A 17844-nucleotide genomic window follows, 5' to 3' on the forward strand; every position below is an offset into this window, starting at 1 on the left:
GTTGTCGCACAGCGCACCATCTGCGCGCACAACCTCACTGGGTGCCGCTGACGATCGTCGAAATGGCCCAGTTGTTCGTCGACACCAGCACGTAGTCGCCGTTGATACCTAGCCATCTATGTCCGCGCGGCGGCGCCTTGAGGCCGTGCCCACGCCAGTCGTCCAGCATGAAGTTGTGGTTCCGGTATTCGTTGGGAACACGCTGGCCGTTATGCCAGTCGCGGTGCGGAATGGACGGCATCACCTGCTGACGGCCCGGACCGGCCATCGGGCCACCACCCGCGTCCGGTGGCGGTCCCGCCGCAATGGCAATGAGAGAAACGCCGGAAAACGAAAAAGCGACAAGCTGCGCAACAATGCGTTTGTTCATGGTCGAACCTCCGTGCGGTGAAAGAAAACTCAGGTCATTCACGTGAAGTGATCGTCCAACGGTCCACAGATCAATTGACTCGGAGTTCATCGCAGCCGGTTGCCGATATGCCGAATGAAATTTCCTTAAATCGCTCCGAATTAAATTCGGTAATTAAGGATTTACTCGAAGTCGCTAAAAGTATAGCAAACGAATTTGCAACTTCAAGCCGCTCCGGCAGATCGGTAATGCATGCGTCGCATGCGAGAATTATTAAAAGTCTTTCAATTCAAAAAATTCACCATAGCGGCTGAAACGCTAACGCTGAGGAAACGGAATCACCCGGCCGGATTTCAGTCATCCGGATCTGACGGCACAGGCGCCGCAGCGGGCGCAGCAGCGCTGGCCGCGAGGCGCGGCGTCTGGATACCCGCGTACGCAATCTCGATGGTCAGCAGCGGGTTCACGAAGCACAACACCGCAAACGGCGCGTAATTCAGCATGGACACGCCGAGCGTCGCCGTCATATAAACGCCACAACTATTCCATCGATTCTTCATGCAAGCCTATGCTGAAACACCTGTAATGCCACGGATTTTATGACACGGTAAGACTGGTCAAAGATGCCTGGCGCGCCCTAGAATGAACGCGGGTCGCGATCAATATGTTAGAAACAGGCCGCCTTGGTACGTCGAATGAGGTGTCGCACAAATGTCCACGACTTCTGCCGCCGAAACCGTCGAGATACGTCTCGATCGCGCCGTACAGCTATTCGACAATCACGATCCTTATCCATTCAGGCAACGCGGCCTGAACCAGGCGGCGGAAGCCTATATCGTCGGCAAGGCGGAAAGTGTGTCTGCTCGTCGCCCCTTGCAAATCGTCTTGCATCTGCCTGCGCAGGAGGTTGGGTCGGAGGCGGCGACCTCGCTCGGCGAGGCGATAAGCAGCCATTTCAACGAACGTGCCGACACTGCTCAGCAGTCGTTGCGCAGGCTGTTTCGCGATGGGCGGCGTTCGCTCGCAATCGGGCTTGTCGTGCTTGGCGTGTGCCTGCTCGGGAGCTCGCTAGTTCAAAGTTATCCTGGCTATCGGTTTCCGAAGCTCATCGCGGAAGGGTTGATGATCTTCGGATGGGTCGCCAACTGGCGGCCGATGGAGATATTCCTCTATGAATGGTGGCCTATTGTCCGGCAACGTAATATTTATCGACGCCTGGCCGATGCTCCTGTTGTCATCCAGGCAGACTCTTCGTCTCCCTAACTAACACGGTCGATGTACTTGTCGTGCCAGCGAAACCCTTGCGCGCAAAACAAAAGAGAGTTAAACAACAACTGCGACAACCACTGCAACAACAACTGCGTCCCACTTTGCGGCGTAGAGAATCCAGGCACGTCAAAGCCGAGATAACGGAGGTTTCTCTGATGTTCCGACGTATCCTCGCCATGAGCCGTTACATCATGCTCATTCCCATCATCGGGACGTTTTTGTGCTTCCTGGTCCTAACAATATATGAAGTGATAACGCTGGTCTACGGCGCCACCAATACAATCGGGAACAATGTTGTTTCAACAAAATCGGCCAAAATATTGGCGGTCGGAATAATTGAAGCTGTTGATGTGTTTCTGATCGCTATCGCTGTCTACATCACCAGCATCGGCCTCTACACCCTATTCATCGACGACAAGCTCCCGTTGCCGAAATGGTTGAAGGTCGACGACCTCGAGGACCTGAAAGGAAATCTGGTTAGCGTCGTTATTGCCGTTCTCGCCGTGCTGTTCCTGCGCGAAGCAGTAGCTTGGGACGGCAGCCGTAACATCACGGCCTTTGGTGGCACGTTAGCTGTCATGATTGCTGCCCTTACATTCTTTCTCATGAAGATCAACGCGCGGAAGCAGTGAACTCCTTAAAGGCGGTGGTGCCAAGACGCAGACGTCGGGAAGAATCGCAATAGCGGCTGAAACGCTAACGCTGAATAGATCGCGTCGTCCGGCAGGATTTCAGTCATCCGGATGTGGCGGCACAGGCTCCGCAGTGGGCGCGGCGGCGGTGGGCGCAGCGGCAGCGGCCGGGAGGCGCGGCATCCGGATACCCGCGTACGCAATCGCAATGGTCAACAGCGGGCTCACGATGCAGAACACGGCAAACGGCGCGTAGCTCAGCGTGGACACGCCGAGCGTCGCCGCCATATAAGCGCCGCAGCTATTCCACGGAATCAGCGCGCCGGTCGGCGTGCCCGCATCGCCGACGGCACGCGACAACACCACCGGCTCGAAGCCGCGTTGTGCGAAAGCGGTTCTGAACATGCGCGCGGGGAGTACGACCGCAATGTACTGATCGGCGGTCACGATATTGGTGGCGACAATCGCCGCCACCAGCGAGGCAACCAGTGCGCCAGCGCTCTTCGCCTTGGCGATGACCGGCGCAATCAGGCGCTCGAGCACGCCGCACTTTTCGACCACACCGCCGAATGCCAGCGCGGTAATGATGAGCCAGATCGTGCTGAGCATGCTCTCCATGCCGCCGCGCGTCACGAGAATGTCGAGCGTGGCATTACCCGTCGATGCCCTGTAGCCGCTCGCGAGCGCAAGCCACACGCCTTTGACGAGTGCAAGCCACTCGGGCACATCCGGCCTCGCGGCAGCAAACGCGATCACGCGTTCGGGCGCCACGCACACAGCGAGTACACCGCCCGACAGCGCACCGAGAAAGATCGCGGTGAACGGCGGTATTTTGAAAACCGCCAGCACGATGACGACGATGAGCGGCACAAACAGCCACAACGAGATATGGAACGCGCTTCGCATCGCGTCGATCTCGGCGCTCGCGTCGAAATCGCCTGGCCGCCCAACGAGATAGAACACGCCGAGCGCAATGATCATCGACACCGTCGACGTAAGAAAAACCTCACGCAGATGCCGATACAACTCGACGCCGGCCGCCGCCGCGGCAAGATTGGCGGAGTCGGATAGCGGCGAGGACTTGTCGCCCAGATACGCGCCCGAGATGATCGCGCCGGCCGCAATCGCAGGGCTGAGCCCCATGCCTTGCGCGATGCCCATGAGCCCGATGCCGATCGTACCCACGACGGTCCATGAACTCCCGATGCTCATGGAAACGAAGCCGCAGATCGCGGCCGCGGTCACGTAGAAATAGTTCGGACTAAGAAGCTTCAGGCCGTAATAGACCATCCCCACGAGCGTCCCGCTCAACGCCCAGGTACCGATCAGCGCCCCGACCGCGAACAGGATAAAGATCGCGCCGATGCCGGTACTGACACTGGCAACCGCGGCTTCGCCCAGCGACGCCAGCGTGTGTCCCCGGCGCCAGCCGATGAACACCGCGATCATGGTGGCCACGACGAGGCCCACCTGGTTCGGGCCGCCCGCGCCTGCGTCGCCGAACAGATAGTAGGACAGCCCCACCAGTACAACCAGGCTGGCGATCGGAATGATCGCCTCGGTTAGCGTGACCGGCTGAGGTGATTCGGGCCTCTTCATTTGAGCTTGTCCCCATATCGGCAGCCATTGCAACTTCGTTGTGGTCGCTCGGCAAAGCTCAGACTTGCCATGAACGCGCCGCCACTCGCCGCGACTTCAGCGAGCGGCCGACGCCCTCCCGGTTATCCGCTGAATAGCTTAATAGTCAACCGGATCGCGAATGATCGGGCAGGTCATGCAGTGACCGCCGCCACGTCCGCGGCCAAGTTCGGCGCCGACGATCGTAATCACCTCGATGCCCTGTTTGCGCAGCAGCGTGTTCGTGTACGTGTTGCGGTCGTACGCATAAACCACGCCCGGCGCCGCGCACACGAGGTTCGCACCGCTATCCCACTGCGTGCGCTCACGCTGATAGTCGCTGCCGCCCGCTTCGACTACACGCAGCTTCTTCAGACCCAGCGCCTCGGCCACGACGTCGACGAACGGTTTGTTTTCCGCGTGCAGTTCGACACCGCTCGGATGGCTGCTCGGCCGATACGAGTACGTGCGGGTCTTTGCCATGAAGTCCGGTGCAACCAGCACGCAGTCGCGATCCGCGAATGTGAACACGGTGTCGAGGTGCATGGCCGCGCGAATCTTCGGCATGGCCGCCACGATCACGCGCTCGGCCGCGCCCTTCTGGAACAGCGTGGCCGCCAGCTGGCTGATTGCCTGACGTGACGTGCGCTCGCTCATGCCGATAAGCACCACGCCCTTGCCGATCGGCATCACGTCGCCGCCTTCAAGCGTCGCGAGGCCGTGGTCCTGAGTCGGGTCGCCCCACCACACGTTGACCTTGCCCGCGAAATCCGGATGGAACTTGTAGATCGACGTGGTAAGGATCGTCTCCTCGTGCCGCGCCGGCCAGTACAGCGGATTGAGCGTCACGCCGCCGTAGATCCAGCAGGTCGTATCGCGCGTGTACAACGTGTTCGGCAGCGGCGGCAACAGATATTCGGTGCCGCCCGCGGCTTCCTTCGCCACCTCCAGCGCCTTGCCGCCGTGCGCTTCGGGGAAGTCGTGCGTCGACAGGCCGCCAATCAGCGTTTCAGCGAGCTTGCGATTGTCGAGCCCTTCCAGATAGCTCCTCAATTCGTCGATAAAGCCGAGCCCGACCTGATTCGGCACCACCTGGTTGTCGAGAATCCATTTCTTGCCTTCGGGCACTGCCACCGTTTCGGCGAGCAGGTTGTGCATCTCCACGACCTCGACGCCACGGTCGCGCATCTTGGTCACGAAATCGAAGTGATCGCGCTTTGCGTTCTCGACCCATAGCACGTCGTCGAACAGCAGTTCATCGCAATTGCTCGGCGTGAGCCGCGAATGCGCAAGCCCTGGCGCGCACACCATCACTTTGCGCAACTGCCCTACTTCGGAGTAAACACCCAAACCGCCCGCTTTCGCGTCTGTCTTCGCCATGATGATCTCCTGAATTCCAGTGTTGACCCGCTACGTTCAATAGGACGCCATCAGAGTTCGATCATTCCGGTCGCAAGACCATAGATGCCGATGACCGCGCCAATGACCGTAACGATAAAGATGATCCAGTCGGACGTGATGAAGACCGACTTGCTCTGCTCGCGCCGTGCCCAGATATAGAGCGCCGTTCCAGGCGCATACAGCACGGCGGAAAGCAGAATGAATTTCAGGCCGCCCGCCCAGATCATGAAGATCGTGTAGATCACGGCGATGCTCGCCATGATCAGATCGCGCCGGCGCTCTTCGGGGCGCACGTCGTAACTCTCGCCACGATTGGAAATGATGAATCCATATGCGGCCACGAACAGATACGGAATCAACGACATCGCGCTGGTGAGATTGAGCATCAGCGCGAAAGCGTCCCGCGAGAAGTACGTGCTAATGACGAGAAGCTGCACCACGATGTTGGTCAGCCACAGCGCATTGGCCGGCACCTTGTTGGCATTTTCCTTCGCAAAGACCGAGGGCATGTCTTTCGTCTTTGCCGCCGTGAACAACACTTCCGCGCAGATCAGCGACCAGGCGAGATAAGCGCCCAGCACCGAAACAAGCAGACCCACGCTGACGAAGATCGCACCCCAGTGACCGACCACCGACTCGAGCACCGCCGCCATGGAAGGCTGGCGCATGCCCGCGACATCCGCGCGCTGCAGCACCGCATACGGCAGCATCGAGACGAGCACCATCAGCGCGGTCACGACGATGAAGCCGAGGATCGTGGCGTGACCGACATCGGAGCGCTTTTTGGCATAGCGGGAATAAACGCTCGCCCCCTCGATCCCTATGAACACGAACACGGTGACGAGCATCGTTGCACGCACCTGCTCGAAGATATTGCCTTCGAGCCCGCCGCCGTACATGTTCGCGCGGAACAGGTCCATCCTGAAGCCAAAGATCAGGATCACGATGAACACGATGATCGGAATGACCTTGGCCACCGTGACGATACTGTTGATGAAGGCCGCCTGCTGCACACCCTTCAGGATCATGAAGTGGAACAGCCAGATGCCGATCGACGCAACGACGATCGCCACCACCGTATTGCCTTCACCGAACACCGGAAAGAACGCGCCGAGCGTCGACTTGATCAACACCCAGTAAGAGACGTTGCCGATACAGCTGCCGATCCAGTAACCGAATGCGGAGAGAAAGCCAGGGTAGTCGCCAAAGCCGGCTTTGGCATAGGCAAACACACCGGCGTCCAGTTCAGGTTTTCGTTCCGCCAGCGACTGGAACACGCGCGCCAGCATGTACATGCCGGTGCCGGCGATCAGCCAGGCGATGACGGCGCCCAGAGGTCCGGTGGCGTTAGCGAAAGTCCGCGGCAGGGAGAAGATCCCGGCTCCGACCATGCCGCCCACCACCATCGCGGTGAGCTGCATCTTTGACATTTTCTGTTCAGTGGACGCCATTCGGATTCCTTTTTAGTTACCCTTTTAACTAGCGCTGTATCAGAGTCGAACGAAATGTATCTCTCATCAATTGTGAACTAGTTGACTGTATTACTCAGCGACCGCCACATAGGAGGAAAGAATGGTCTGTCCGTTGGCTTTTGTCAATTGATCGGAAGCTAATAAATCCTCTTCACGCAAAATTGTGTGTCGCTCATTGAGGCATACCCTGGGTATTGATGAGTGCTTTGATGCCGCTTGCGTGAATGCCGTCACCATTGCAGATAAAAATCGTAATAGCACAATAAGTCAATCATCGGAAAGGCAAATCATCGCAGCGGAATTGTTCACTCAGAACAAAAAATCAGCTTAGACCTGACACCACACATCGTCCTGAAGCGCTGGGATAGTTGTGCGTCAGTGAGCAAAACGCACAGGACTTCTGAATATGCATGCGGGCAATGAACAATGCCGCTGGCCGCATGAACATGGGCACGAGCATCGCCTCCCACCCTCGCCTCGATTTGGCATTTGCATTGCTTTTGTGAAAATACAGCGATGCCGTATGCATACATACGCGTACAAACGCATTGGCCGACATTGCAATAACCGATTTACGCCTCAAGCAATTTTCTCAACGTCAGTCTCGCTTCGAGACCACCGCCGACGCGGTTGTGCAATGTGAGCGTCGCGTCCATCGCGAGCGCGAGTTGCCGGGCAATGGCGAGACCCAACCCCGTGCCGCCCGTTTGACGATTACGCGATCCCTCCAGTCGGTAGAACGGCTCGAATACGGCCTCCAGCGACTCGGCCGGGATGCCCGGCCCGCGATCGAGCACCGAGACGATTGCCTCCCCATTGTGCAAAGCAGTAACGTCGATCTGCGCGGCCCCGCCGAACTTCAGCGCGTTATCGACCAGATTGCCGACGATGCGACGCAATGCTTGCGGACGTAACGTAAGCGACTGGCCGAAGCGGCCCTGCAAAGACACATCCTGACCCGCATCGACATAATCACAAACGAGACTGTCGAACAGCGCGTCGGGATCGATGCGGCACGGCATTTCGCTCGTGCCGTGCATGGTGCGCGCATAGGTCACGCCCTCCTTGACCAGCGCTTCCATCTCCTGCAGATCCTGGCGCAGCTTGCCTGCCTCCGCTTCGTTTTCCATCACGTCGACGCGCAGGCGCATGCGCGTGATCGGCGTCTGCAAGTCGTGCGAAATCGCCGCGAGAATCTGCATGCGCTCGGTCATATAGGTAGCGATCCGGTCCTGCATCGCGTTGAACGCGCGCGCGGCCCGCGCCACTTCGGAGGGGCCGCCTTCGGGCAGGCGCTCCGCCTTCAGATCGGGCCCGAGCGTATCGGCCGCGAGCGCCAGTTGATGCAGCGGACGCGTTGCAAGCCGCACCGCCAGCCAGCAGCATGCGGCAAGCACGACCAGTTGCAGCGTCAACACGAGCGGCAGCCAGCGCGACAGCGGCGCACCCGGCATCGGCCGAAAGTCGATGGTCAACGGCGCCCCGTCGCTCAGCCGCAGATGAACCTGCAGACGCTCGCGCTCGCCTGGAATCGCATTCACCGTCAGCGGATAACGCGTGCCGATTCCATCGCCGATCGATTGCGCGACACGCGCCGACAGGCTCGCGTCGACCGGCGCGCCGGGCACCCCCGGCCCAAGCACGAATTCATAGCTGCGTCGCGCGAGACGCGGCAACCACTGCGCGCGCTCGTCGGGCGGCAGATGATCGAGCAGCGCGACCGAGCTGGCGACCTCGCGCTCGATGTAGCCCATCATCACATTGGTCATGGTCTGATCGCGCTCGGTCATCGTGAGCCAGACAGAGAGTGTCTGCGCGAGCGCGAGCCCGACGAACAGAATCACCGCCAGCCGCGCGAACAGCGTGCGCGGCCAGTGCGGCCAGCGCAGCCATGCCGGCCCGCTCATTGCGGATCTCCGATGGCGGTCACCACGGCGGAAAACACGTAGCCTTCGCTGCGCAGCGTCTTGATGTAACGCGGCTCGCGCGCACCATCCCGCAACCGTTGACGCAAACGGCTCACCATCAGATCGATCGAGCGGTCGAACGGGTCGGCCTGACGGCCCTGGGTCAGGTTGAGCAACTGGTCGCGCGTGAGCACCCGCTGCGGATGATCGAGAAACACGCGCAGCAGACGATACTCGGCACCGCTCAACGCAACCATCGTGCCTTCCGCGTCGAGCAGATGGCGCGCGGTCGTGTCGAGCCGCCAGTCGCCGAAGCACAGCATCGGCGCCGATTCCGTCACCTGCATGCCGGGCGGCAGCATGCGCGCGCGGCGCAGCACCGAGCGAATCCGCGCGAGTAGTTCGCGCGCCGCGAACGGCTTGGGCAGATAGTCGTCGGCTCCCATTTCGAGGCCGACGATCCGGTCGGCTTCCTCGTTGCGAGCCGTCAGCATCAGGATCGGCACCGCGCTGAACTTCCCGGCGCGCAGTTCGCGGCACAGCACGAGACCATCTTCGCCGGGCAGCATCAGGTCGAGCACGATCAGATCGGGCGCGCCGGTCTCGAGCGCGGCGCGCATCTGCCGCCCGTTGGCCGCGAGCGACACGCGCATACCGTTTTTCTCGAGGTAGCCGGCGAGCAGTTCGCGGATGCCGCGGTCGTCGTCGACGATCAACACATGGTCAGGAGTTTCCATCGAGATGGTTATCTCTTGCGGCGTTTGAGCTGCATGCCGCTCGCCTGGATCAGTGAACACTGGGCGGATGCGCAAGTTCGACCGCGAGACAGCCGGCGACGAACATCGCGATGGCAAGCAGGCGTCTCATACGTCCTCCAGTATGGAAAGGCTCGCGCCGTCGGCCACGTTGGCTTCGAGCGCATAGGGGTCGACGCCATCCAGGCAACCGATGTTGACGCGCCACTGCTTCGGGTCTTTACGCGTCTGATGAAACGGATAGATACCGCAATGCTTGCAGAAGTAGTGCCTGGCGACCTTCGTGTTGAACTGGTAGAGCGTAAGCGAATCTTCACCGCTCAGAATTTTCAGCGCGCCAGCGGGAAAGAACGGCGTCATCAGTGCGCCCCTGCGGCGGCACAGGCTGCAATTACAACGGCCAGCGGGAACGATCGGGGTACGGACTTCGAATCTGACGGCCCCGCAATGACAGGATCCTTGCAGCAGATCGGCGCTCATGGTGCTCTCCGTGATTTGACGATGCCTGCTTTATAGCCTGACTCGACAGTCGAATTATGTCGTAATGTATCTGCTCACTCAGCCGATACATTACATTGCAATAAACCGTGCTGATTGCCACGGGATTAAGCGTTTGACTGGTTCGACCGGCGAACGCATATGAATGACGAATGCCATTTCATTGCTGGATCGATCTCGTGAGGATACCCGGCCGATCAATGAATATGTAAGCGACGCGCGGCGTCGCCCCGCTTCCCTACACGCTGTTTTTGACCGGCTCATGACCGCCGGCGTTATGTTCCATCGCATTGATCTGCATTGCCAGGCACAATCGTTGCATCCCAGCAAGTGAACAATTATCACAACAGGTCTATTGAGCGCGATGCCGGAGAGTCAAAGTGAATACGCTTGACTTTTAAGCACCACCCACTTCCAATACGAATGGTGCAGTGCGGCGTTTCACATTCGAAACACACGGCATGTCGTTGAGAAGTTCAAAACGTATTGAGCCAGCAGTTCATTCGTCCGCCGGGCCTTCGGCGTCAGCTCGTGAAATAGAGCACTCCTGAACAGGAACTTGTCTTGGCCACAACGAAAGATCGATCAGTCCGTCGCGCACCCGCCAGTATCGACCTCGCATTGCAAGGCGGCGGCTCGCATGGTGCTTTTACATGGGGCGTCCTCGACCGTTTGCTGGAAGAGTCCTGGTTGCAGATTGAAGGTATCTCGGGCACGTCGGCCGGCGCAATGAATGCGGCCGTGCTCGTGAGCGGCTATCAGATTGATGGACCAGCCGGCGCGCGAGCCGCGCTCGAAGCGTTCTGGCGGCGCGTGTCCGATGCCGCGGTCTTCAGTCCGTTTCGCCGCAGCCCGTTCGATGTGATGATGGGCCGCTGGACGCTCGACTATTCGCCGCTCTTCATCGCCATGGATCTCGCGGCACGCATGTTCTCACCGTACGACATGAATCCGCGCGGCGTCCATCCGCTGCAAAAGATCCTGCAGGAATCGATCGACTTCGCTCACCTGCGCGATGCGCCGATCAAGCTCTTCATCACCGCGACGCGCGTGCGCACTGGTCAGGCGCGCGTGTTCCGCAACGCCGACCTGTCGCCGGACGTGCTGCTCGCCTCCGGCTGTCTGCCGACGCTATTCCAGGCGGTGCAGATCGACGGCGAAGATTACTGGGACGGCGGCTATGCGGGTAATCCGACGATCACGCCGCTGGTTCGCGAATGCACGTCGAGCGACACGCTGCTGATTCAGGTGAATCCCGTCGAGCGGGATGAAACGCCCCGCTCCGCGCGCGACATCATCAGCCGCCTCAACGAAATCGCCTTCAATGCGCCGCTGATGAAGGAGTTGCGCATGATCGCGCTGCTGCGCCGCGCGGCGGACGCCGGCAGCGACGAAGGGCGTCATTGGGCGGAGATGCGCATTCACCGGATCGCGAGCGACGTGATGACAGACCTCGGCTACTCGTCGAAGCTCAACGCCGAGTGGGAGTTCCTGACGATGCTGCGCGACGAAGGGCGGCGTGCCGCGGAAGCATTCCTCAACGAGCACGGCGACTCGATCGGCGTGCGCTCCTCACTTGATCTCGACGCGTTGCTCGACGGAGTCTGACCATGGACGTCACTATCCTGTCACCGCTCGCAGTCGGTCTCGGGCTGTTTGGCATGCTTGCCAGTCTCTCGCTACTGATCGGTTTCGCGTATCGCGGCTGGACCGTCCTGCTGCTCGCGCCATTTGCCGCGATGCTGGCCGCCGCCATTTCCGGCGAGCCGATTCTGGCCCACTGGACCCAAACCTTCATGAACAGCGCCGCGCGCTTTCTCGCGCAGTTCTTTCCGCTGTTCCTGCTCGGCGCCATGTTTGGCAAGCTCATGGAAGACAGCGGCTCGGTGAAAGCCATTGCCAGCTACATGACGGAAAAGCTCGGCGCGCATCGGGCAATTCTCGCCGTGGTCATCGGTGGCGCGCTCGTCACTTATGGCGGCGTAAGTCTGTTCGTCGCGTTTTTCGTGATCGCGCCGATGGCGACCGCCCTCTTCCAGGCCGCCAATATTCCGCGGCGCCTGATGCCGGCCGCGATCGCGCTCGGCACGTCGACCTTCACGATGTCCGCGCTGCCCGGCACACCCGCGATACAGAACGCGATCCCGATGCCCTTCTTCGGTACGACGCCTTTCGCCGCTCCGGGGCTCGGCGTCATCGCGAGCATCGTGATGGTGGCGTTCGGGCTCTGGTGGCTGTCCCTGCAACAGTCGCGCGCCAAGGCGGCAAACGAAGGTTTCGACGGCGTCAACGCGGCTGCGCAAGCAGCGAAGCCCGCCGACACGACGCTCGTGCGCGAACGCGCGACCGTGTCGCAGAGCTTCGATCCCGTGGAAATCGAGCACGGGCACATCAGCAACGATCTACCTTCGTTCGGCGTAGCGATGACGCCGCTCGTGCTCGTCGTGCTCGTGAACTTCGTCATGAGCGTGATCGTGCTGCCGCGCATCGACGCTGACTATCTCGCGGAGGCCCGCTGGGGCGAGACCTCGCTCTCGGCCGTGGGTGGCGTGTGGGGCGTGTGCGTGGCGCTGGCGGTTGCGATCGTCGCGCTGGTTCTGCTCAATCGCCGTCGCTTGCCGGCCTTGCGCGAGACGATCGACGCGGGTGCGAATGCATCGGTGCTGCCGGTGCTGAGCGTCGGCAGCCTGGTCGGCTACGGCGCGGTGATCGCCGCACTGCCCGCCTTCGAACTGGTACGCGAATGGGTGCTCGGCATCGGTGGCGGCCCGCTCGTCTCGCTTGCGGTCGCAACGAATCTGCTGGCGGCGCTGACGGGCTCGGCATCGGGCGGCTTGACCATTGCACTCGATGCGCTCGGCAGCACCTATCTGCAACTGGCATCACAGTACGGCATCGATCCGGCGTTGCTGCATCGGGTGGCCGTGATTTCGTCGGGCACGCTCGATAGCCTGCCGCACAACGGCGCAGTGGTGACGCTGCTCGCGGTGTGCGGTTCGACGCATCGCGAAAGCTATCGCGACATTGTGATCGTCGGGATTCTGGGTGCGCTGCTGGCGCTGGTGGTGGTGATCGTGCTGGGATCGCTTGTCGGGTCGTTCTAGGTTGGAGCGGTGCGGCGCTTGCGCGTGTTGCACGTGTGTTGCGCGTATTTGTTGCGCGCGTTCGTCGCATGCGTTTATTGCGCGCATTGTTGGCGCCGCATCGCTTCAGCTGAATTCCGCACCGATATCAAGCCGCAGCACGGCCCGAATTCATCCTGCCGAAAACGAATTGTCCGAGATACCAGACCAGCTCGGTGTTCGCGAAGATCGCGTCCTCCGTCACCGTCGACGGTTCCAGCCTCATACGACGCAGCATCAGCTTGCCTTCGCGCGACATCGTCCATGCATGCATCAATTCCTTGCGCGTCTTCGCGTCGGCCGCGCTGAAGTAGTCGCGGCCCTTGCGTGAATCCTCGTTCATGCGCGCGCGCACTTCTTCTTCGCGCGTGGCGATGCTGCGCGCCACCGATTTTCTTGCCTCGGTCTTGGCTTCCTCTTCCTGCGTCTCGTCGGCAAGCAGTTTCGCCTGCACGTCGACCATCGTCCGTTCGGCGTCGGACATCTTCCAGTTGTCGCGCAATGCGCGCATCAGATAGCCCGCTGGGCTCTTCTTGACCTGACCACGCTTGATCCTGAAGCGCGTGTATTCGACGGCCTGCTGGATGCGCTCGTCGGTCCATACGTCGCGACTCTCCGAAATCTCGCTGAACTGCTTGGTCGACAGTCCGAATTCGTCGGTAAGAATCTTATACAGATGGCTCGCGTCCGCGAGGCTTGCGAGCACGGCATCGGCCGTGTCCTTGCGTTTGAGCAGGAAGCGGATGCGGTCAATTTTCTTCGAGGTCGTCGACGCGGTCCGCGTCTCGTACGACAGTTCGATGTCCGACACATCGTTGATCTCGCGGACCGCCGGTTCGAGCCAGTCGCGCTTGAAATACTTGAAGATGGCCGCGTTCGCGCCCATTTTGCCGGGCCAGTTGCGCATTTCCTCGAGCTGTATCCAGTCCGTGCGCCCCGCTGGCACATGCGGCAGGACCTTGTCGTAGATCGCGCGCGCGAGACTGCGTGTGAACGCAGTTGAAATGCGCAGGCTGAGCCAATGCGATTTCTGCGGATCGCGAATGTGGGGGACGAGCCGCGGATGGACGTCGAAGCGCATCCGCCCGCGATGAAAGCCCACCATACCGATGAGCTGAACCTGCACCCATAGATCGTCTTCGTTCGGGTCGCGATCCATCGGTGTATTCGTCACGCGGACTTTCGCGTTCTGCGCTTCGTCGGCAATGGTGCGCAAGTGCTTGAGATTGCGGCTGTCGTAACGCATCAGCCACTTGAAGTAGTTCAGCTCGATGTCGTACTGATCGCGCTGCTCGGGCTCCTGCGCGACGATGAAATACGCGGCGTCGAGAAAGCGCCGCGCCGGCAGCCCCATGTTGACGATTTCGGTGAAGAAGTCGTTGCGCTGATAGCCGATCTCGCGATTGGCTTCGTTGATGCGCAACCCCTGGTCGAACATGTCCTCGAACAGTGCAAGTGCCATCTGGCGTGACGTTGCCTTCGACTTGCCCTCTTCCGGATTGTCCGCCGCCATGTTCTTCATCCACTTTTTTCGCTCGTGGGACTGTAGCACGCGGTGGTGAGCTGTCAACACACAGAACCTCACCATCAAAGCGCGGCCCCGGAGCCTCTGGAAGTTCGCACGCCAACCGCGCACACAGGACCTCACCAAAGACACAACCAACCTCACCGTTAACCAGGCCAGCTGTAGAACATGGCCTTGTGCCACAGTGCTTTCGGCGGGCCCTGGTCACTTCGCACAACCTACCTCACCTCTGAGAGGGCGAGTCGCGGTCATGCACATCAAACCTTACCTTGGTGGGGAATTAGCCTCACCTTCCTGCACAACGAGCCGCACCTTCGTGCACACCTAACCTCACCTTTGGCACAACTCATCTCACCTTTCCGGACTTAAGTCACTGAATTAACTGAATATCGAGGTTTGCTGTATGTTTGTTGGCTTGTTCTCGTTTTAAAAAAACTAACCAACTGGCTTGCACAAGACTCGATTGGAAATGACGCGATGCAGCATGGTGAGGTTGATTGTGCAAATCGGCGGAACACGGACAGTGGTGAGGTTGGTTGTGTTTCGACGTGATATTTGCATGGGCTCGCCTGGCTAGCGAATCCGCTTTTCTGTTCGAACGAGAGAGTTATAGGTGAGGTTCATTGTGCGTTGCTGTTTTTGGAGCATTCCCGTGCACTCATACCGTCTGTAGAAGCGACCAGGTTGAGATAAAGGTGAGGTTCGTTGTGCGAGGACAAGAAAAACTAGGACAGCAAGAAATGAGAAAATGCACAAATGACCTCACCGAATGCCTGTTTTTTAAGCAAATAGAGAGTTCGTTAAGCGATCTATGTGCGGAGGGTGAGGTCATTTGTGCCCAGTCAGATCAACGCTGACTGCGTTCCTTCGCTGGAAGGGCCGGTTCGTTGCGCAAAGCGGGCCAAAAAAATACGGAAATGTGCAAAAAATCCACATAAAAACAGTAATTTAAAAAGCTATTTTCAAGTATTTCCTGTATTCTGAGGTTTCTGGAATTTTACGGAAAAACCTCAGAATGGTCAGAACGAGCCAACTTCCTGCCGTAGACCGAACCGTTCACTTTGAGCAGATCAGCCAGTTTGCGGAAAGGGTCACGATTTTCACCGACGAGCTGCGTGACACGATTCTGGCGCCGCGTCCTCGAAAAACGGCTCCTGTTTTCAAAACGGGAGAGATTGCCGAAATGTGCAATATCTCTCACTCCCAGGTTCAGTACCTCGCGACCAAAGGTGATAGTGAACTGCCTTCGGGTACGGCAGCCGGCACCGGCCGCACCCGTACCTTCACGTTGGAGGAGGCGCGTATTTGGGTGCAGAAAATTTCTGACATCTATCAGACTCCGCTCGTGACCCGTCTGAAAGAGCCTGACGGAAAAATCATCATCACCGCCCAACTCAAAGGCGGCTCCGCAAAGACGACAACCACGATGTGCCTCGCCCAAGGTCTCTCGTTGCGCGGGCGCAAAGTGCTGGTCGTCGACCTCGATCCGCAGGCGTCGCTTTCGGAGCTATGCGGCCTGTACGCGGAAAAGGATGTGACGACGGAAGATACGGTGTTGCCGTACGTTTATGACCAGGAGATCGAAGGCGGGCTGGAAGGCCGGGTGCAGTCGACATACTGGGACGGCATCGATGTGATTCCCGCGCACACGGAATTGATTGGTGCCGAATTTCATCTACCCGCAATGCAAAAGGTGAGGCCGGGTTTCCGCTTCTGGACCGTGCTTCGGCAGGGCCTCGAGCCACTGAGGAAGAAATACGACTACATCCTGATGGACACTTCGCCGTCGTTGTCGTACCTCAATCTGAATGCGCTAATGGCTGCGGATGCAATGGTGATGCCGATGGTGCCGGAGAACCTGGACTTCATCAGCTCACTGTCGTTCTGGCGACTGTTTTCGGACGTCTCCAAGAGCTTTATCAAGTACGAGAAGGACAAGAAATACGACTTCGTCTCGCTGGTACTTTCGAGAGTCGACTACGGGCGAAATTCGTCTGCGCCCATTGTGCGTGCATGGGCGCAGAGCGCTTACGAAAACTGGCTGCATTCGATCGAGGTGCCAGCCAGTTCGGTCATGAGTACCGGGGCGTTGGCATTTTCGACGGTCTTTGATATCAGCAGCACCCACAGCGCGGCAAAGTCGCTGCAGCGCGTACGGCAACCCTTGGTCGACTATTGCCGATGGGTGGACGAAATCTATTCGGAAAAATGGAGGAACGCGCAATGAGCAATATGCGAGAACAATTGCTGGCCAAGACGTCTGGCATTCGCAAAACATCGTCCATCAATGAGGACGAAGTGAAGCGCAGCAATCGCACGCAGACGGCGCCCGGTCTTGCGGGTGCGCTGGCCGTTGCACAGCTTCGGGTGCAGGAGTTGGAGGCGACCGGCGTGGCTTCGCAGTTGCCGATAGCAGGGATTCTGCCAAACCCCTGGCAACCTCGCCGGGTATTCAACGAGACCAAGCTGGCGGAACTTGCCGAATCGATCCGCGAAGTGGGGCTCATGCAGCCCATCGTGGTTCGTCGTGTCGCGGACGATTATCAGATTGTGGCTGGGGAGCGTCGCTGGCGAGCTCACAAGATGCTGGGCGTCGATACGATCAAGGCAGTCGTTGCGGACTGCTCCGATTCGGATATGGCCGTGTTGGCGATGGTCGAAAACATCAGCCGCGACGATTTGACCGATTACGAGATTGGCGTGGCGATTCGCCGATCGGAGACGGAATTTCCGAGTCGAAAGCGATTGGCGGAGGCGATGGGCTTGTCCCGCGCGGGCCTTTACCAGTTTCTCGCGTTCGATAATCTTCCGGACTTTATCAAGACGGATCTGGATATCCAACCTCGACTGCTGGGTGGAACTGCGGCGCAGGCGATAGCAGCGGCTATCAAGAAACATGGCGAGGACGGCATTAAGGCCGCTCGCGAAATCTGGCCGCTTCTCGTGAAAGGCGAAATGGATCAGGGCAAGGTTGCTTCGGCGATCGCTGCACTGGCTACCCAGCGGACGACATCTGCTGGGACTAGTGGACGCAGCATCGAGAAATTTTTCGCTGGGCGAGAACACGCGGGAAGTATCACCAAGGACATTAGTAACTTCACCATCAAGATCAAGACAGGGGTGATCACCGAGGCGCAGGAGATTCAGATACGGCAGCTTATCGGGCAGATGTTTCAGGCACAGCCGAAGGCGAACTGATTGAAAGTTGGTTTGTGGTAGATGAGCCCGCCTGGTGCGGGCTTTTTTGTTGGTAGTGGGGGCGTGCTCGGTCGAGATGGGAATGTCTAGAGTCTAGAC

At 59.3% G+C, this 17844-nt stretch carries 15 protein-coding genes; 6 read left to right on the forward strand and 9 right to left on the reverse strand.

Annotated features, from left to right (window positions below):
- Positions 1-34 precede the first annotated feature (34 nt).
- Together B9Z01_RS20260 and B9Z01_RS35000 are read right to left on the reverse strand one after the other, a co-directional pair.
- Entirely contained in the window at positions 35-370 is a 336-nt protein-coding gene (locus tag B9Z01_RS20260; RefSeq protein WP_085486270.1) for an RcnB family protein, read from the reverse strand.
- Positions 371-702: 332 nt separating this feature from the next.
- Positions 703-909, reverse strand: a complete 207-nt coding sequence (locus tag B9Z01_RS35000) for a Na+/H+ antiporter NhaC family protein (RefSeq protein ID WP_208626105.1) — start codon at positions 907-909, stop codon at positions 703-705.
- Between the two features lie 151 nt (positions 910-1060).
- On the opposite strand from B9Z01_RS35000, the gene B9Z01_RS20265 reads away from it, so the two are divergent.
- Positions 1061-1612 (forward strand): hypothetical protein, encoded by a 552-nt coding sequence (locus B9Z01_RS20265; protein ID WP_085486272.1) that lies wholly within the window; start codon positions 1061-1063, stop codon positions 1610-1612.
- A gap of 161 nt (positions 1613-1773) precedes the next feature.
- A complete protein-coding gene (locus B9Z01_RS20270; RefSeq protein ID WP_085486274.1) occupies positions 1774-2250 on the forward strand; it encodes a YqhA family protein in 477 nt (158 codons plus the stop codon).
- A gap of 99 nt (positions 2251-2349) precedes the next feature.
- Here the strand turns inward: B9Z01_RS20270 and nhaC are convergent, their stop codons facing one another.
- The 6 genes from nhaC to B9Z01_RS20300 form a co-directional block, all read right to left on the reverse strand.
- On the reverse strand, positions 2350-3849 hold the full coding sequence (gene nhaC / locus B9Z01_RS20275; RefSeq protein WP_085486275.1) for a Na+/H+ antiporter NhaC: 1500 nt from the start codon (positions 3847-3849) through the stop codon (positions 2350-2352).
- A 138-nt stretch (positions 3850-3987) separates the two neighbouring features.
- Complete coding sequence (gene arcA / locus B9Z01_RS20280) at positions 3988-5247, reverse strand: arginine deiminase (protein ID WP_085486277.1); 1260 nt, start codon at positions 5245-5247, stop codon at positions 3988-3990.
- Positions 5248-5297: 50 nt separating this feature from the next.
- A complete protein-coding gene (locus B9Z01_RS20285; RefSeq protein WP_085486279.1) occupies positions 5298-6719 on the reverse strand; it encodes a basic amino acid/polyamine antiporter in 1422 nt (473 codons plus the stop codon).
- A 593-nt stretch (positions 6720-7312) separates the two neighbouring features.
- Positions 7313-8647, reverse strand: a complete 1335-nt coding sequence (locus tag B9Z01_RS20290; RefSeq protein ID WP_085486281.1) for a sensor histidine kinase — start codon at positions 8645-8647, stop codon at positions 7313-7315.
- Positions 8644-9384 (reverse strand): response regulator, encoded by a 741-nt coding sequence (locus B9Z01_RS20295; RefSeq protein ID WP_085486283.1) that lies wholly within the window; start codon positions 9382-9384, stop codon positions 8644-8646. The genes B9Z01_RS20290 and B9Z01_RS20295 overlap by 4 nt, the downstream gene beginning before the upstream one ends.
- Positions 9385-9510: 126 nt before the next feature.
- The gene (locus tag B9Z01_RS20300) at positions 9511-9882 is read right to left on the reverse strand and encodes a GFA family protein (RefSeq protein ID WP_085486285.1); all 372 of its coding nucleotides are present in this window, start codon (positions 9880-9882) and stop codon (positions 9511-9513) included.
- 639 nt (positions 9883-10521) lie between these two features.
- Between B9Z01_RS20300 and B9Z01_RS20305 the strand changes: the two genes are divergently transcribed.
- The gene (locus B9Z01_RS20305; RefSeq protein WP_085486287.1) at positions 10522-11508 is read left to right on the forward strand and encodes a patatin-like phospholipase family protein; all 987 of its coding nucleotides are present in this window, start codon (positions 10522-10524) and stop codon (positions 11506-11508) included.
- A 2-nt stretch (positions 11509-11510) separates the two neighbouring features.
- Positions 11511-13004, forward strand: a complete 1494-nt coding sequence (locus tag B9Z01_RS20310) for a GntP family permease (RefSeq protein ID WP_085486289.1) — start codon at positions 11511-11513, stop codon at positions 13002-13004.
- A gap of 127 nt (positions 13005-13131) precedes the next feature.
- Here B9Z01_RS20310 and B9Z01_RS20315 read toward each other — a convergent pair whose 3' ends face one another.
- Entirely contained in the window at positions 13132-14535 is a 1404-nt protein-coding gene (locus B9Z01_RS20315; protein WP_167387537.1) for a replication initiation protein, read from the reverse strand.
- Between the two features lie 1027 nt (positions 14536-15562).
- Here B9Z01_RS20315 and B9Z01_RS20320 point away from each other — a divergent pair.
- Both B9Z01_RS20320 and B9Z01_RS20325 read left to right on the forward strand, forming a co-directional pair.
- On the forward strand, positions 15563-16774 hold the full coding sequence (locus B9Z01_RS20320) for a ParA family protein (RefSeq protein WP_167387532.1): 1212 nt from the start codon (positions 15563-15565) through the stop codon (positions 16772-16774).
- Positions 16771-17745 carry a ParB/RepB/Spo0J family partition protein gene (locus tag B9Z01_RS20325; protein WP_085486293.1) on the forward strand — a complete coding sequence of 325 codons (975 nt, stop codon included), beginning with the start codon at positions 16771-16773 and terminating at the stop codon, positions 17743-17745. Before B9Z01_RS20320 ends, B9Z01_RS20325 begins: the two co-directional genes overlap by 4 nt.
- Positions 17746-17844 lie beyond the last annotated feature (99 nt).

The sequence above is a fragment of the Paraburkholderia susongensis genome, assembly GCF_900177725.1.
GTDB classification, from domain to species: Bacteria; Pseudomonadota; Gammaproteobacteria; order Burkholderiales; family Burkholderiaceae; genus Paraburkholderia; species Paraburkholderia susongensis.

What these genes read in the sequence shown, in the direction of transcription:
- B9Z01_RS20260 (WP_085486270.1), bottom strand. Translation starts at nt 370, where the DNA reads ATGAACAAACGCATTGTTGCGCAGCTTGTCGCTTTTTCGTTTTCCGGC.
- B9Z01_RS20295 (WP_085486283.1), bottom strand. Translation starts at nt 9,384, where the DNA reads ATGGAAACTCCTGACCATGTGTTGATCGTCGACGACGACCGCGGCATC.
- B9Z01_RS20300 (WP_085486285.1), bottom strand. Translation starts at nt 9,882, where the DNA reads ATGAGCGCCGATCTGCTGCAAGGATCCTGTCATTGCGGGGCCGTCAGA.
- arcA (WP_085486277.1), bottom strand. Translation starts at nt 5,247, where the DNA reads ATGGCGAAGACAGACGCGAAAGCGGGCGGTTTGGGTGTTTACTCCGAA.
- nhaC (WP_085486275.1), bottom strand. Translation starts at nt 3,849, where the DNA reads ATGAAGAGGCCCGAATCACCTCAGCCGGTCACGCTAACCGAGGCGATC.
- B9Z01_RS20320 (WP_167387532.1), top strand. Translation starts at nt 15,563, where the DNA reads ATGGTCAGAACGAGCCAACTTCCTGCCGTAGACCGAACCGTTCACTTT.
- B9Z01_RS20325 (WP_085486293.1), top strand. Translation starts at nt 16,771, where the DNA reads ATGAGCAATATGCGAGAACAATTGCTGGCCAAGACGTCTGGCATTCGC.
- B9Z01_RS20290 (WP_085486281.1), bottom strand. Translation starts at nt 8,647, where the DNA reads ATGAGCGGGCCGGCATGGCTGCGCTGGCCGCACTGGCCGCGCACGCTG.
- B9Z01_RS20270 (WP_085486274.1), top strand. Translation starts at nt 1,774, where the DNA reads ATGTTCCGACGTATCCTCGCCATGAGCCGTTACATCATGCTCATTCCC.
- B9Z01_RS20315 (WP_167387537.1), bottom strand. Translation starts at nt 14,535, where the DNA reads ATGGCGGCGGACAATCCGGAAGAGGGCAAGTCGAAGGCAACGTCACGC.
- B9Z01_RS20285 (WP_085486279.1), bottom strand. Translation starts at nt 6,719, where the DNA reads ATGGCGTCCACTGAACAGAAAATGTCAAAGATGCAGCTCACCGCGATG.
- B9Z01_RS20265 (WP_085486272.1), top strand. Translation starts at nt 1,061, where the DNA reads ATGTCCACGACTTCTGCCGCCGAAACCGTCGAGATACGTCTCGATCGC.
- B9Z01_RS35000 (WP_208626105.1), bottom strand. Translation starts at nt 909, where the DNA reads ATGAAGAATCGATGGAATAGTTGTGGCGTTTATATGACGGCGACGCTC.
- B9Z01_RS20310 (WP_085486289.1), top strand. Translation starts at nt 11,511, where the DNA reads ATGGACGTCACTATCCTGTCACCGCTCGCAGTCGGTCTCGGGCTGTTT.